Below are 14456 nucleotides of genomic sequence, written 5' to 3'. Positions count from 1 at the left end.
GCCGATTCCCGGCGGCGGCCCGAATGGACGGAGAGATCATCGATGCGACCCAAACGCGTTCTCGTGAAGCTCTCCGGCGAAGCCCTTGCGGGAGCGCAGGGCTACGGCCTCGACGGCGGCACGCTGGTGGCGCTGGCGGCCGACATCGCCCATGCCTCGCGCGAAGGCGTCGAGGTCGGCATCGTCGTCGGCGGCGGCAACTTCTTCCGCGGCGTGCAGGGGCTCAACAAGGGGCTGGACCGCACCACCGCCGATTCGATCGGCATGCTCGGCACGGTGATGAACGCGCTCGCGCTGGAGCACGCCATCGAGGCGGCCGGCGCGCCGGCCCGCGCCATGTCGGCGGTGCCGATGCCCTCGCTCTGCGAGAGCTATGCCCGCAAGCGCGCCCTCGACCATCTCAGCAACGGCAAGGTCGTCATCCTCGGCGGCGGCACCGGCAACCCCTATTTCACCACCGACACCGGCGCGGCCCTGCGCGCCGCCGAGCTCGATTGCAGCCACCTGCTCAAGGCGACGCAGGTCGACGGCGTCTACAGCGCCGATCCAAAGAAGGATCCGACCGCGACCCGCTACGACACCCTGACCCATGAGGACGCGATCCGGCGCGATCTCAAGGTGATGGACACCGCCGCCTTCGCGCTCGCCCGCGATGCCGGCCTCACCATCGTCGTCTTCTCCATCGCCGAGTCGGGCGCTCTCGCGGCCGTGCTCCGGGGCGAGGGGCGGGCGACCTATGTGACTCCCTGAGCGGGGCGCACCTTCACTGGCCCCGCTTGAAGAGCTCAAGCCCTCATCCTTCGAGCACTTCTCGGGATGAGGGCTGCGGAAGAGCGGACGGATTCTCAGTAAGTACGCCAGAGGCCGGGCGTCACCAGCTCGAGCATGTGCCCGTCCGGATCGCGGAAATAGAGGCTCTTGCCGCCGCCGCCCCACTGCATGCGCCCCTCGACGGCGATGCCGAGCTGTTCCAGCTTCTCTTCCCAGGCGGCCAGCTCCGCCTCCTCGACGGCGAAGGCGATGTGCAGGGGGCCGCTGCCGTCATGCGGCGGGATGCTGCCGTTGTCGGAGCGCTGCGTCTGCAGCGACGCCCCGCGCTGGAACAGCAGCAGCACGCTCTGCCCTCCGACATCATAGGCGAACAGCGTCGCGGTCTTGAGCAGCGGCGCGAGGCCGAGCTTCGTCTCATAGAAGTCGCGGGCGCGTTCGAGATCATCGACATAGAGCGCGGTCTCGATGATGCGGTTCAGGCGGGGCACTCTGTTTCTCCCAAGGTTTCTGCAAGCCGGAACTGGCTCGCCGCAAGGCGAGGCGGTAGGGTGCAGATGGGTTTCCGCGAGCGGTCCGCCAACGGCCTGTCCCGCCGCCCGGCTATGATTTGCCTGCACCGACAGCTTTATCCTTGCCCCTCGGCGGGGAAAATGCTGTTCCGGCAGGTAGTTCTTGACCCTGCGCGGCCGTCCCGCCATGGTCGCGCCGATTTTTGATGTTCCGTAAGGTCTTGATTGAAATGGCCCAGACGACGTTCGACCTCGATGACATAAAGCGCCGCATGGCGGGTGCCGTGCAGTCCTTCAAGAGTGATCTGGCTTCGCTGCGTAGTGGTCGCGCTTCTTCGAACATGCTCGATCCGATTCAGGTCGAGGCCTACGGCGCGCGCACGCCGCTCAGCCAGCTCGCGACGGTGAGCGTGCCGGAGCCGCGCCTGCTTTCCGTCCAGGTCTGGGACCGTTCGATGGTCCAGGCCGTCGACAAGGCGATCCGCGAATCCGATCTCGGCCTCAACCCCCAGACCGAGGGTCAGGTGCTGCGCATCCGCATCCCCGAGCTGAACGAGCAGCGCCGCAAGGAGATGGTCAAGGTCGCGCATAAATATGCCGAGGATTCCAAGGTTTCGGTCCGCCATGTCCGCCGCGACGGCATCGATGTGATCAAGAAGCTGGAGAAGGACGGTCACATCACCAAGGATGACGTGACCCGCCACACCGACCAGGTCCAGAAGGCGACCGACCAGCATATCGCCGAGATTGATCAGGCGCTGGCGGCGAAGGAAAAGGAAATCCTGCACGTCTGATCCGCAGCCCTCCGGGGCTGCGCGCATCGGTTTCTGCCAAGGCCCAACGAGGCTCAATCGCATGTCATCTGGCCAGCGCGACGCAGGCGTTTCCAACCCGGCCCATGTCGCCATCATCATGGATGGAAACGGCCGCTGGGCGCAGATGCGCGGCCTGCCGCGCCAGGAAGGGCACCGGCGTGGCCTCGAGGCCCTGCGCCGCACGGTGCGCAACGCCAGCGATCTCGGCATCGCGGTGCTGACGCTCTACAGCTTCTCGACCGAGAACTGGCGGCGGCCCCATGCCGAGGTCAGCTTCCTGATGGGGCTGCTCAAGCACTTCGTCGAGAAGGATCTGGCCGAGCTCTCCGCCGCCAATGTGCAGGTGCGCATCATCGGCAGCCGGTTGGATCTGGCGCCGGATCTGCGCCGCCTGGTCGAGCATGCCGAGACGCGCACGCGCGGCAATACCGGGCTCATCCTGGCGATCGCCTTCAATTACGGCTCGCGCGACGAGATCGTCCGCGCAGCGCGCCAACTCGCGGCCGATGCCGCGGCCGGGCGGATCGATCCGGCCGCCATCGACGACGCGGCGCTCACCGCCCGGCTCGATACCCATGACCTGCCTGATCCCGAACTGGTGATCCGCACCTCGGGTGAGACGCGCATCTCCAATTTCCTGCTCTGGCAGGCGGCCTATGCCGAATTCGTCTTCACGCCGGTGATGTGGCCGGATTTCGACCGCGCCGCCTTCGAGGACGCGCTGGCACAATATCGGCAGCGCGAGCGCCGCTTCGGCGGCGTCGCGGCGCCGCCAGACCGCAGCGTGGACGTCGCGTGAATGAACCTGCTCCCGCCTCGCCCGGATCGGGCTCGGGCGAACTGAAGCGGCGCGTCGTCTCGGCGCTCGTCCTCGCAGCCGTCGTCCTGGCCCTGACGCTGTGGGGGGGCTGGCCGTTCCGGCTGGTCTGGGTGCTGGTCGCCGGTATCGTCGCCTATGAATGGCTCTCGATCGTCAGCCGGGGCAACGCGGTCGCGGCCGGAGCCGGCGTGGTCGTGGCCGGGCTCGCCCTGTCCTTCCTGCCGATCGCTCCCGCCGCCCTCGCGGGCGCGACGGCCGCCGCCGCTCTCATCGGCGCGCTGGCGGCGCCTTTCGTGCGGGCGCGCCTGGCGCTCGAATTATGCGGCGTCGCCTATGCGCTCGCCTTCGCCCTGATCACGCCGGCCCTTCGCGATTGGCCCGTGGTCGGGCTCGCGCTCATCCTGTGGAGCTTTGCCGTCGTCTGGCTGACCGACATCGCCGCCTATTTCACCGGCCGCAGCCTCGGTGGCCCGAAGCTGATGCCGCGTGTCAGCCCCAAGAAGACCTGGTCCGGTGCCATCGGCGGCACCCTGGCGGGAACGGTCGCGGGCACGCTGATCTGGAGCTTCGCGACCCTCGGCGCGCCGGGCGCGAATGGCTGGGTGATCGCCGCCTCGCTCGCCGCCTCGGTCGCGAGCCAGGCCGGAGACCTGTTCGAATCCGCACTCAAGCGCCGTTTCGATACCAAGGATTCCAGCCATCTCATTCCGGGCCATGGCGGCTTCCTCGACAGGCTCGACGGCTACTGGGCCGTGCTGGTCCTGGCCGGGCTCGCGCTCTTCGCGTTCCAGATCGACATTTGACCCGATGCCGCTTCGCACCATCACGCTCCTGGGCGCCACCGGCTCCGTTGGCCGTTCCGTCCGCGATGTCGTCGCCGAGAATCCGCAGCGCCTGGCGATCGGAACGGTCGTCGGCGGCCGCGATGCCGAGGCGCTGGCCCGTGTCGCGGTCGAGACGGGAGCGCGTTTCGCGGCGCTTGCCGACGCGACCGCCGGCGACGCGCTGAAGCGCGCACTCGCCGGAAGCGGCATCGAAAGCGGGGCAGGGCGTTCGGCCGTGCTCGAGGCTGTCGCCCGCCCGGCCGATATCGTCGTCAGCGCGATCTCCGGGGCGGCGGGGCTGGAGGCGACCTTCGCCGCCCTCCTGCCGGGCCGGACGATCGCGCTCGCCAACAAGGAAAGCCTCGTCTGCGCCGGCGAGGCGGTGATGGCGCGCGCCGCCGCCGCAGGCGCCCGGATGCTGCCGCTCGACTCCGAGCACAACGCCCTGTTCCAGGTGCTCGGGCACGAGCCGCTGGATTCGATCCGGAGCATGACGCTCACCGCCTCGGGTGGCCCGTTCCGCACCTGGAGTGCGGAGGCGATCGCGAATGCAGGCCCCGAGCAGGCGCTGCGGCATCCGAACTATGCCATGGGCGCCAAGATCACGGTCGATTCCGCCAGCCTGATGAACAAGGGGCTGGAGGTGATCGAGGCCCGCTTCCTCTTCGGCCTGGAGCCGGCGCAGCTCGATGTCCTCGTGCATCCCCAGCAGGTCGTCCACGGCCTCGTGACGTTCCGGGACGGTTCGGTGAGCGCCGGCATGGCGGTGCCCGACATGCGGGTCGCGGCCGCTCATTGCCTGGGAATCGACGGCCGGCTCGACGCGCCGCCGGCTCGCTTCCTCAATCTCGCCTCCGGCGAGCCGCTGACCTTCGAACGGCCCGATTTGCAACGCTTCCCGGCGCTGGGCCTTGCGCTGGCGGCTCTGGCCGAAGGCGGGGCCAAGCCTGTCATTCTCAATGCCGTAAACGAGATGGCGGTCGCTGCCTTTCTCGCCGGCCGGATCCGGTTCCCGGGGATCGCCGCGCTCGTCGAGGCGGTCTGCGCGCAGGATTTCGGCGCCGCGCGCGCGCCGCAGGACGTCGCCGAGGCGCTGGCTGTTGACCATGACGCACGCCAGCGGGCTGCCTTGCTCTTGTCGCGAGCGCCATTCGCTGCCACCTAGGGGAACGTAGCAGGAGAGTTCGATGGAAATCTTGGGGTCGATCGGCAGCGCGGGCCATTTCGTGCTCGGCTATCTCGTGCCTTTCCTTTTCGTTCTCACCCTGGTGGTCTTCGTCCACGAACTCGGGCATTTCCTGGTGGGCCGCTGGTGCGGCGTCGATGTGAAGACCTTCTCCATCGGCTTCGGGCGCGAGATCTTCGGGTTCAACGACCGGCACGGCACGCGCTGGCGTTTCGCGCTGATTCCGCTTGGCGGCTACGTCAAGTTCTCGGGTGACGCGGATGCCTCCAGCGCGCCGGACGATGAGGCCGTGAGCCGGATGACCGCGCAGGAGCGCGCCCGCTCCTTCCCGGCGCAGTCGATCGGAGAGCGGGCCGCCATCGTCGCCGCCGGACCGATCGCCAATTTCGTGCTGGCAATCCTGATCTTCGCCGGCTCGGCCTTCATCTTCGGCAAGCAGGTGCTGACGCCGCGAGTCGACGAGATCGTGGCCGGCAGCGCGGCCGAGCGCGCGGGCCTGCGGCCGGGCGATCTCGTGATCGCCATCGACGGGCAGCGGATCGTCAGCTTCTCCGACATGCAGCGTATCGTCTCGACACGGCCCGACGAGCGCCTGTCGGTCACCGTCGAGCGCGGAACGGATACGGTCACCCTGCCGGTGACGCCGGCGCTGCTCGAGATGGATTCCCCGCTCGGCAAGCAGCGCATCGGCGTGATCGGCGTCAAGGCTTCGCCCCGGCCGGAAGACTGGACGACGCAGCATTTCGGCCTGGTCGATTCCGTCAAGCAGGGCGTCTCCGAAAGCTGGTTCATCGTCGCGCAGACTTATGACTACGTCGCCAAGCTGGTGCAGGGGCGCGCCTCGACCGACCAGCTCTCGGGTCCGATTCGGATCGCGCAGGTGTCCGGAGCGGTCGCCCAGAATGGCGGCCTGTTCGGGCTGATCAACCTCGCGGCCATCCTCTCGGTCTCGATCGGGTTGATGAATCTGCTGCCCGTGCCGATGCTCGATGGCGGGCATCTGCTCTTCTATCTCTATGAGGCGGTTCGCGGGCGCCCCTTGAGCCCGCGCGCGCAGGAGATCGGCTTCCGGTTCGGATTGGCGCTCGTTCTGATGCTGATGCTGTTCGTGACCTGGAACGACCTCGTCCACGTCAAGGGCCTGCTCTGACGGTTACCGCCTCGCTGCGTGGCCGCTTTGCGGCGGAATCACGGCAGCGCGCGTGGCGTCCTGGCAACGAGCCATCTAAAAATACTTTATTAACGACGATGGCGGTTTGCACCCCGCGGGAAACTTTGTAGAAGCGATTGCACTGCAAATCTCGCCCTGCCGCCATCTCCCGGATGGCGGACCCCTGTTGGGGTGGTGACCAGAGAAATGGAATAGGCGACCCGATGACGTCGACCCAAAAGAGCCGGACGACCAAGACGCGGCTCTCTCGATCGATCGGACTTTCGGCCTTGATCTTGGCCGTGAGTGGTGGCGTTGCGTTCGCTCAGGCCGTGGTTGTCCACGGCAACCGGCGAGTCGATGCCGAGACGATCCGCTCCTACGCGGTCGGCCGCGACAACCCGCAGGAGATTCGCGAGAGCCTGCTGGCGACGGGGCTGTTCTCCAACGTTCAGGTCAGCCGCCGCGGCGCGCAGACCGTGATCTCCGTCCAGGAGCAGAACGGCACCGTCAACCGCGTCGCCTTCGAGGGCAATCGCCGCCTCAAGAGCGACCAGCTCACGCCGCTGGTGCAGTCCAAGGCCGGCGGCCCGCTGAGCCAGGCCCTGATCGATTCCGACGTCGAGCGCCTGCGTGAGGCCTATCGCCGTGCCGGTTACGGCCTGTCCTCGGTCAGCGGCCGCATCGCGCCGCTGCCGAATGGCCGGCAGGACGTGGTCTTCACCATCAACGAGAGCGGCAAGACCGGCATCAAGTCGATCAACTTCTCGGGCAACAACGTCTATTCGGCGGGTCGCCTGCGCGGCTTGATGACGTCGACCGAATCGAACTTCCTGAGCTGGATCAAGACGTCCGACGTCTACGATCCGGATCGCATCAATTCCGATCTCGAGCTGATCCGCCGTTTCTATCTGAAGAACGGCTATGCCGACTTCCAGATCGTCAACAACACCGCGCGCTTCGACGAGTCTGCCGGCGGCTGGGTCGTCGATGTCCAGGTCGAGGAAGGCCCGCAGTACAAGGTCGGCAACGTCTCCGTCGATTCCTCGGTGCCGGGCGTCGATGCGGCGCGCCTGCAGCGCTATCTGGCGACCTCGACGGGTGACACCTACAATGCCGAGGCGGTCGAGAAGTCGCTCGTCGCGCTGACCACCGAGGTCAACCGCGAGGGGCACGCCTTCGCGCAGGTTCGTCCGCGCGGCGATCGCGACGCCTCCGGCCACCTGATCGGCATCACCTATGTCGTCGATGAAGGCCCGCGGGTCTATGTCGAGCGCATCAATGTGCGCGGCAACACCCGCACCCGCGACTACGTCATCCGCCGCGAGCTCGATCTCGGCGAAGGCGACGCCTACAACAAGGTCATGATCGACCGCGCCGAGCGGCGCCTGAACAATCTCGGCTTCTTCAACAAGGTCCGCGTCACGAACGAGCCGGGCTCGGCTCCGGACCGCGTCGTCGTCAACATCGACGTCGAGGACAAGGCGACCGGCTCCTTCTCGATCGCCGGCGGCTACTCGACCTCGGACGGCATGATCGGCGAGGTCTCGCTCTCGGAGTCGAACTTCCTCGGTCGCGGCCAGTTCGTCCGCATCGCCGGCACGCTCGGCCAGCGTACCCAGGGCATCGACTTCTCGTTCACCGAGCCGTATTTCCTCGGCTACCGCGTCGCGGCCGGCTTCGACCTGTTCTCGAAGTACAATGACAACTACAATGTTGGCCGCTTCCAGAGCCGCGTGACCGGCGGTCAGGTGCGTTTCACCTTCCCGATCACGGAAGAATTCTCGATCACGCCGCGCTATTCGCTCTACGTGACGAACATCAAGATCCCGAACGACGTCAGCCGGCCGTATAACGACTGTACCAACCCGATCCCGGGCATTACTCCCGGTACGGCTGGCGCTGTCGCTTCGGACCAGCTCTACAACTGCGTCACCAACGGCGAGGCCTCGGTCGCGGTCAAGGAAGCGCAGGGCGACACGCTGACCTCGCTCGTCGGCCTGAACTTCAACTACAACTCGCTCGACAGCGTCCAGAACCCGCGCAACGGCTTCATCGCCGAGCTGAAGCCGGAATTCGCCGGTGTGGGCGGCGACTCGAAGTTCCTTCGTGTCGCGGCGGATGCGCGCTACTACCGCGAGATCTTCGACGACGTCGTCGGCTTCGTCCGGCTTCAGGGCGGCCACGTCCAGGCGACCAGCGGCAATCTCCGCATGGCCGATCACTACTTCCTCGGACCGACACTGGTCCGCGGTTTCGCGCCCTCGGGCATCGGTCCGCGCGACGTGCTGAACGATCCGACGGCCAACGCTCTCGGCGGCACGACCTATTTCGGTGGCACGCTCGAAGTGCAGTTCCCGATCTGGGGCCTGCCGCGCGACATCGGCCTGCGCGGCGCGATCTTCGCCGACGCCGGTACGCTGTTCAACTATGACGGCGGCACGAAGACGGCGCTCGGTGGCTGCCCCGCCGGCTCCGAGGCGCGAGCCTTCAACGTCGTCACCGGTGGTGCGCAGTCGAGCATCGCCTGCGTGCGCGACAAGAACGTGCTCCGCTCGTCGATCGGCGCCTCGATCCTCTGGCAGTCGCCTCTGGGACCGATCCGCTTCGACTACGCCTATGCACTCAGCAAGGATGACGGCCAGTACGGCCTCGGCCCGCTCGGCTTCGCCAAGTATGGCGGCGACCGTCTCCAGGCCTTCCGCTTCTCGGGCGGCACGCGCTTCTGACGGGGCGGGGCTTCGGCCCCGCTTCGGATCAATCCGATGGCAGATCCCGTTTTCTTTCCGTTCGCGACCTCGCTCGACTTCGGCGAGGTCGCAAGCATTTGCGGCGCCTCCTTGCCGGAGGGCGTCGAGGCGGGCCGCCGCGTCGAAGGCGCTGCGGCGCTCGAGACGGCCGGCCCGGCCGATCTCGCCTATATGGACAACCCGAAATATGTCGAGGCGCTGGCGGCCACCAAGGCCGGGCTGTGCCTCGTCTCGGCCCGCTTCGCCGATCGGGTGCCGGCCGGCACCGTCGCCCTGATTTCCCCGACGCCTTATCACGCCTTCGCGCGCATCCTCGCACGCTTCTTCCCGACGGCATTGCGGCCTGAATCGGTCTTCGCCTCGCAAGGCGTGGCCCCTGGCGCCATCGTCCATGCCACGGCGGTGCTCGAGGCGGGCGTCACGGTCGATCCGGGCGCCGTGATCGGGCCGGGCGCCGAGATCGGCGCGGGAACGGTCGTGGCTTCGCATGCCGTCATCGGCCCGCAGGTCCGGATCGGCCGCAATTGCTCGGTCGGCGCCGGCAGCACGATCCAGGCGGCGCTCCTCGGCAACCGCGTCATCGTTCATCCCGGTGTCCGCATCGGCCAGGACGGCTTCGGCTTCGCCATGAGCCCGAAGGGCCACATGAAGGTGCCGCAGATCGGCCGCGTCATCATCCAGGACGATGTCGAGATCGGCGCCAACACCACGATCGACCGTGGCGCCAGCCGCGACACGGTGATCGGCGAGGGCACCAAGATCGATAATCTCGTCCAGATCGGCCATAATTGCGTCATCGGGCGCCATTGCGTGATCTGTGCCCAGTCGGGCCTGGCCGGGTCCTCGACGCTGGAGGATTTCGCGGTCCTTGGCGGCCAGGTCGGCCTCGCCGGTCACCTGACCATCGGCGCCGGCGCCCAGATTGCCGCACAGAGCGGCGTTGCCGGCGATGTTCCGCGCGGCGCTCGTTACGGCGGCTACCCCGCGCAGCCGGCGCTGAGCTGGGCCCGCGAAAGCGCCTGGCTCAAGGCGGCCGTGGCGCGACGCGGCCGCAAGCCGGGCGATAACCAGGAATGAGCGGCTGGAAACCCGCATCTCCAGCGTGCTGGCGGGAGATTTCTGTTGCCGAAGGCGTCAGGTTTCCGGCAAAGGGGCATGAATTTCCGAAAACCTGCACGGCGTGAAAAGCCCGCATCAGCAGGACGATAGATCAAACGGCGCGAGCGCTTCGGCGGCGCGCCGCAGTTGTGGAGAACAAGGGCGATGAGCGAGCCGAAGACGACGCTGGATGTGATCGACATCCAGAAGATCATGACCAGCATCCCGCATCGCTATCCGTTCCTGCTGGTCGACCGCGTCGTCGAGATCAACGGCGACGATTCCGGCGTCGGCATCAAGAACGTCACCGCCAATGAGCCCCAGTTCACCGGCCATTTTCCCGGACGGCCGGTCTTCCCGGGCGTGCTGATGATCGAAGGCATGGCGCAGACGGCCGGCGTTCTGGTCGTGAATGCCCGCCCCGACGGCGAGCAGCACGTCAACACGGTGCTCTTCACCACCATCGACAAGGCGAAGTTCCGCAAGCCGGTCATCCCGGGCGATCAGATTCGCTTCCACCTCACCAAGATCGCACGCAAGCGCAACATCTGGTTCTATCGCGGCGAGGCCAAGGTCGACGGCGCGCTCGTCGCCGAGGCCGAGATCTCGGCGATGGTGTCCTGAACCCATTGTCGTGCCACTAAGGTCAGGCAGCTTTCGATGAGCGTTACCATCCACCCCATGTCGATCGTCGACCCCAAGGCACAGCTTGGGGACGGGGTTAGCATCGGCCCCTTCTGCATGGTCGGCCCGGACGTCGTGCTCGGCGAGGGTGTCGAGCTGGTCAGCCATGTCGTCGTCGCCGGCCGGACCACGATCGGCCCGCGCACGCGCATCTACCCCTTCGCATCGATCGGCCACCCGCCGCAGGATGTGAAATATCGCGGCGAGCCATCGACGCTGACCATCGGCGCGGATTGCCAGATCCGCGAAGGCGTCACGATGAACCCCGGCACCGAGGGCGGCGGCATGGTCACCTCCGTCGGCGACCGCTGCTTCTTCCTGGCCAATTCCCATGTCGGCCATGATTGCCGGCTCGGCAACAACATCATCTTCTCGAACAATGTCATGTGCGCGGGGCACGTGACCATCGGCAACTTCGTCGTCGTCGGTGGCGGCGCGGGCTTGCAGCAGTTCATCCGCGTTGGCGACCATGCTTTCATCGGCGGCGGCGCCGGGGTGCTGAGCGATGTCATTCCCTTCGGCACCATCCGCGACAACCCCGCGCATCTGGCGGGGCTGAACCTGATCGGCCTGAAGCGCCGCGGCTTCACACGGGAGCAGATCCATGAGCTGCGCCGGGCCTATCGTCTGCTGTTTGCGGATGAAGGCACGCTCGCGGAGCGTGTCGAGGATGTCGCAAGCGAATTCGCCGCGCACCCGCTGATCCACGAGATTCTCGATTTCATCAGGGAGGGCGGCGACAAGGCGCTGTGCGTGCCGCGCGACGTCACCGCCGCGGACAGGTGAGCGCCGCGGGAACCGCACGCGGCCCTCTCGTCCTGATCGCGGGTGCAGGCGAGTACCCGCTTCGGCTGGCGCGAATCCTTTCCGATCAGGGCGAGGCTCCCTTCATTGCGGCGCTGGAGGGCGCGGCCGACCCGGCTGCTTTCGGCGATGCCGATGTGCGGAGCTACCGTCTTGGCCAGCTCGGCAGCTTGCTGGGCGAATTGCGTCGACGCGGCGTCAGCGACATCGTCATGCTCGGGAGCCTGCCGCGCCCCAGCTTCGGGGCGCTGCGGCCCGAAGCCTCGACCTTGCAATATCTGCCCTATTTCGCCCGCGCCTTCCGGGGCGGTGACGACCACCTTCTGCGCGGCGTCGTACGTTTCTTCGAGGAGCAGGGCTTCCGCGTCCACGGTCCTGCGGAGATCGCACCGGAGCTGACGGCGCCGCGAGGGCCGCTCGGCCGCAAGCCGGCCACGGCAAAGCAGCAGGCTCTGCTCGAACACGGATTCTCGTTGCTGGCGGCGCTGTCGCCATTCGATATCGGCCAGGCGGCAATCCTCGCCGACCATCGCATCATCGCGGTCGAGGCCGCCGAAGGGACCGACGCGATGATCAAGCGCGTGGCGGATCTCGTCGCGCGGGGACGTCTCAAGATCGGCAAGGGCGACGGTGTTCTCGTGAAGGCTCCGAAGAAGGGGCAGGATCTTCGCGTCGACATGCCGGCCATCGGCCCGGACACGCTTCGCAACATTGCCGAAGCGGGCCTGTCGGGCATCGGTCTCAGGGCGGGCGAGGTGCTGGTCGGTGACCGTGCGGCGCTTGGGCGGCAGGCCGATCAGCTCGGCCTGTTCATCGAGGGCAGCGCCTGATGCGGCCCTTCAAGCTCGCCATCATCGCGGGCGAGGCCTCCGGCGACGCGCTCGCCCTGCGTTTTCTTGCGGCGCTGCGAGAGCGGTTGGGGGATCGCCCCGTCGAATTGCGCGGGGTGGGCGATCACGGCCTGCCGCAAGCCGGGCTGCAGCCGTTCTTTCCGCAGGCCGATATCGCGGTGATGGGCTTTGGCCCGGTGATCGCGCGCCTGCCGCTGCTGCTGCGGCGGATGGAGGATGCCGCGCGGGGAATCGCCGCTTTTCAGCCGGATCTGCTGCTGACCATCGACAGTCCTGATTTCTGTTTGCGGGTGGCGAAGAAAGTTCGCGCGCGCGCTCCTCATATCCCGATTGCGCATTGGGTTTGTCCCAGCGTCTGGGCCTGGCGCTCCGGCAGGGCGCGCCGCATGGCGCCCCATGTCGACCGCATCCTGGCGCTGCTGCCTTTCGAGCCGGCGGCTCTCGCGCGGCTGCACGGTCCTGAAACGATCTATGTCGGCCATCCCTTGATGGAGCGTCTCGCCGAATTTCGGCCGGGCCCGGTCGAGCAGGCCGTGCGGGATGATGCATTGCGGCCGCAGGTGCTGGTCCTGCCCGGCAGCCGGCGTTCCGAAATCCATCATCTGATGCCGGTTTTTGGCGAGGCGGTTGCCCGGATCGCGGCATCTGTTCCCGGCGCGCGCTTTATCCTGCCGGCCGTCGCCCGGCTCCAGCCCATGATTGCGGAGGCGGCGGCGCGCTGGCCGGTCGCGCCGGAGATCGTTATCGGCGAGGCGGGCAAGCTCGCAGTGTTCCGCAATGCCCGCGCGGCCCTGGCCGCTTCCGGTACGGTCACGCTCGAACTGGCGCTGTCCGGCGTCCCGACGGTTGCGGCCTATCGCGGGGCAGGTTGGGAGGCCGTGCTGGCCCGACGGCTGGTCAAGCTGCCGAGCGTGATCCTGCCCAACCTGATCCTCGGGCGGAATGTCGTCCCGGAGTTCATTCAGGACGATGCGACGGCCGAGGCCTTGAGCCGGCATATGCTGGCCGCGCTCATCGAGGGACCCGACCGGCAGGTGCAGCTCGACGGCTTCGCCGAGGTCGAGAACATCATGCGCTCGGCCGGCCCGAGTCCGGCCGCCAACGCCGTCGAAGCGGCGCTGGCACTCGTCGCCTCGCGGCCGCGCCGCGAAGCTTGAGCCTGTAAGCCAGCTTACTCGACGACCGCGCCGGACGCCTTGGCGATCGGCCCCCATTTGGCGAGCTCGGTCTTGACGTGCTCGCCAAGCTGCTCCGGCGTCGAGCCGACGATATCGGCGCTGACATCGTTGAGCCGCTTCTTCACGGTCTCGTCCTTGAGCGCCTGGTTCGCGGCCTGGTTGATCCTCTCGACGATGGGGCGCGGCAGGTTCGCCGGCCCGAAGAGAGCGTTCCAAGTGTAGGTCTCATAGCCGGTGAGGCCGCCCTCAGCGATGGTCGGAACATCCGGGAAGGAGGCGACGCGTTCCCGGGTGGTGACGCCGATCGCCCGCAACTGCCCGTTCCGGATGAATCCGGCGGAGGAGGGCAGGTTGTCGAACATGATCGGCACCGCGCCGGCGACGACGTCGTTCAGCGCCGGGCCGGCGCCGCGATAGGGCACATGGTTCATCTGGACGTTGCCGATCGACTTGAACAATTCGCCGGAGAGATGCAGCGGCGTGCCGACGCCGGAGGAGGCGTATGAATATTTGCCCGGATTGTCCTTCAGCACCTGCAGCACCTCCTTGACCGTCTTGGCCGGGAAGCTCGGGTTCACCACCATCACATTAGGGACGATCGCCAGGAGCGAGATCGGGGTGAAGTCCTTCACGGCGTCGAAGGTGACGGTCTTCAGGATCGCCGGGTTGAGGGCGTGCGTTGAGATCGTGCCGAGCAGCAGCGTATAGCCATCGGGCGCCGCGCGGGCGACGGCGGTGGAGCCGACATTGCCGCCGGCTCCGCTGCGATTCTCGATCACGACGTTCTGGCCGAGCAGTTCGCTCATCTTCTGCCCGACCAGCCGGGCGACGATGTCGGTCGAGCCGCCTGCGGCGAAGGGCACGATCAGCGTGATCGGGCGGGTCGGATACTTGTCCTGCGCGCCGGCCGCGGTGGCCGCGAGTCCGGCGGCGCCGGCACCGACCAGGAACGAGCGGCGGTCGATAAAACTATGGCTGGTCATGAAGCGTCTCCCGAAAAGAGAGACGACTGTAGC

The 14456-nt window shown here is 67.3% G+C and carries 14 protein-coding genes; 12 read left to right on the top strand and 2 right to left on the bottom strand.

Going from position 1 to position 14456, the window contains the following annotated elements; translation table 11 throughout:
• Positions 1 to 42 precede the first annotated feature (42 nt).
• A complete protein-coding gene (gene pyrH, locus GGC47_RS15030) occupies positions 43 to 750 on the top strand; it encodes a UMP kinase (RefSeq protein WP_038367577.1) in 708 nt (235 codons plus the stop codon).
• A 95-nt stretch (positions 751 to 845) separates the two neighbouring features.
• Here the strand turns inward: pyrH and GGC47_RS15025 are convergent, their stop codons facing one another.
• Positions 846 to 1259 carry a VOC family protein gene (locus GGC47_RS15025; protein WP_260368333.1) on the bottom strand — a complete coding sequence of 138 codons (414 nt, stop codon included), beginning with the start codon at positions 1257 to 1259 and terminating at the stop codon, positions 846 to 848.
• Positions 1260 to 1510: 251 nt separating this feature from the next.
• On the opposite strand from GGC47_RS15025, the gene frr reads away from it, so the two are divergent.
• The 11 genes from frr (at position 1511) to lpxB (ending at position 13419) form a co-directional block, all read left to right on the top strand.
• Positions 1511 to 2074, top strand: coding sequence for a ribosome recycling factor (frr, locus tag GGC47_RS15020; protein WP_038367572.1), 564 nt, complete (start codon positions 1511 to 1513; stop codon positions 2072 to 2074).
• A gap of 61 nt (positions 2075 to 2135) precedes the next feature.
• The gene (locus tag GGC47_RS15015; protein WP_051988445.1) at positions 2136 to 2894 is read left to right on the top strand and encodes an isoprenyl transferase; all 759 of its coding nucleotides are present in this window, start codon (positions 2136 to 2138) and stop codon (positions 2892 to 2894) included.
• Positions 2891 to 3718, top strand: a complete 828-nt coding sequence (locus tag GGC47_RS15010; RefSeq protein WP_142020851.1) for a phosphatidate cytidylyltransferase — start codon at positions 2891 to 2893, stop codon at positions 3716 to 3718. Before GGC47_RS15015 ends, GGC47_RS15010 begins: the two co-directional genes overlap by 4 nt.
• 4 nt (positions 3719 to 3722) lie before the next feature.
• Positions 3723 to 4904: a 1-deoxy-D-xylulose-5-phosphate reductoisomerase gene (dxr, locus tag GGC47_RS15005; RefSeq protein ID WP_142020852.1), complete on the top strand. Its 1182-nt coding sequence runs from the start codon at positions 3723 to 3725 to the stop codon at positions 4902 to 4904.
• 22 nt (positions 4905 to 4926) lie between these two features.
• The gene (gene rseP / locus GGC47_RS15000) at positions 4927 to 6075 is read left to right on the top strand and encodes an RIP metalloprotease RseP (protein ID WP_038367566.1); all 1149 of its coding nucleotides are present in this window, start codon (positions 4927 to 4929) and stop codon (positions 6073 to 6075) included.
• A gap of 224 nt (positions 6076 to 6299) precedes the next feature.
• A complete protein-coding gene (bamA, locus tag GGC47_RS14995) occupies positions 6300 to 8804 on the top strand; it encodes an outer membrane protein assembly factor BamA (RefSeq protein ID WP_038367565.1) in 2505 nt (834 codons plus the stop codon).
• A 36-nt stretch (positions 8805 to 8840) separates the two neighbouring features.
• A complete protein-coding gene (gene lpxD / locus GGC47_RS14990; RefSeq protein WP_142020853.1) occupies positions 8841 to 9902 on the top strand; it encodes a UDP-3-O-(3-hydroxymyristoyl)glucosamine N-acyltransferase in 1062 nt (353 codons plus the stop codon).
• Between the two features lie 186 nt (positions 9903 to 10088).
• A complete protein-coding gene (fabZ, locus tag GGC47_RS14985; protein ID WP_038367560.1) occupies positions 10089 to 10547 on the top strand; it encodes a 3-hydroxyacyl-ACP dehydratase FabZ in 459 nt (152 codons plus the stop codon).
• Positions 10548 to 10583: 36 nt separating this feature from the next.
• Complete coding sequence (lpxA, locus tag GGC47_RS14980; RefSeq protein WP_038367559.1) at positions 10584 to 11393, top strand: acyl-ACP--UDP-N-acetylglucosamine O-acyltransferase; 810 nt, start codon at positions 10584 to 10586, stop codon at positions 11391 to 11393.
• Complete coding sequence (locus GGC47_RS14975; protein WP_142020854.1) at positions 11390 to 12241, top strand: LpxI family protein; 852 nt, start codon at positions 11390 to 11392, stop codon at positions 12239 to 12241. The genes lpxA and GGC47_RS14975 overlap by 4 nt, the downstream gene beginning before the upstream one ends.
• Positions 12241 to 13419, top strand: coding sequence for a lipid-A-disaccharide synthase (lpxB, locus tag GGC47_RS14970; protein WP_142020855.1), 1179 nt, complete (start codon positions 12241 to 12243; stop codon positions 13417 to 13419). The genes GGC47_RS14975 and lpxB overlap by 1 nt, the downstream gene beginning before the upstream one ends.
• Before the next feature lie 14 nt (positions 13420 to 13433).
• Here the strand turns inward: lpxB and GGC47_RS14965 are convergent, their stop codons facing one another.
• Positions 13434 to 14423, bottom strand: coding sequence for a Bug family tripartite tricarboxylate transporter substrate binding protein (locus GGC47_RS14965; RefSeq protein WP_038367554.1), 990 nt, complete (start codon positions 14421 to 14423; stop codon positions 13434 to 13436).
• Positions 14424 to 14456: the final 33 nt, after the last annotated feature.

Origin of the sequence: Allobosea sp. OAE752 (genome assembly GCF_050433265.1) — a bacterium.
GTDB classification, from domain to species: domain Bacteria; phylum Pseudomonadota; class Alphaproteobacteria; order Rhizobiales; family Beijerinckiaceae; genus Allobosea; species Allobosea spartocytisi.
Note: the sequence above shows the minus strand (reverse complement) of the source record. Positions and strands in the feature narration are given on the sequence as shown.

Bases quoted from the DNA above. Each gene is read 5' to 3' on its own strand.
- pyrH (WP_038367577.1), top strand. From the start codon at position 43: ATGCGACCCAAACGCGTTCTCGTGAAGCTCTCCGGCGAAGCCCTTGCG.
- frr (WP_038367572.1), top strand. From the start codon at position 1,511: ATGGCCCAGACGACGTTCGACCTCGATGACATAAAGCGCCGCATGGCG.
- GGC47_RS15015 (WP_051988445.1), top strand. From the start codon at position 2,136: ATGTCATCTGGCCAGCGCGACGCAGGCGTTTCCAACCCGGCCCATGTC.
- dxr (WP_142020852.1), top strand. From the start codon at position 3,723: ATGCCGCTTCGCACCATCACGCTCCTGGGCGCCACCGGCTCCGTTGGC.
- rseP (WP_038367566.1), top strand. From the start codon at position 4,927: ATGGAAATCTTGGGGTCGATCGGCAGCGCGGGCCATTTCGTGCTCGGC.
- bamA (WP_038367565.1), top strand. From the start codon at position 6,300: ATGACGTCGACCCAAAAGAGCCGGACGACCAAGACGCGGCTCTCTCGA.
- lpxD (WP_142020853.1), top strand. From the start codon at position 8,841: ATGGCAGATCCCGTTTTCTTTCCGTTCGCGACCTCGCTCGACTTCGGC.
- fabZ (WP_038367560.1), top strand. From the start codon at position 10,089: ATGAGCGAGCCGAAGACGACGCTGGATGTGATCGACATCCAGAAGATC.
- lpxA (WP_038367559.1), top strand. From the start codon at position 10,584: ATGAGCGTTACCATCCACCCCATGTCGATCGTCGACCCCAAGGCACAG.
- lpxB (WP_142020855.1), top strand. From the start codon at position 12,241: ATGCGGCCCTTCAAGCTCGCCATCATCGCGGGCGAGGCCTCCGGCGAC.
- GGC47_RS14965 (WP_038367554.1), bottom strand. From the start codon at position 14,423: ATGACCAGCCATAGTTTTATCGACCGCCGCTCGTTCCTGGTCGGTGCC.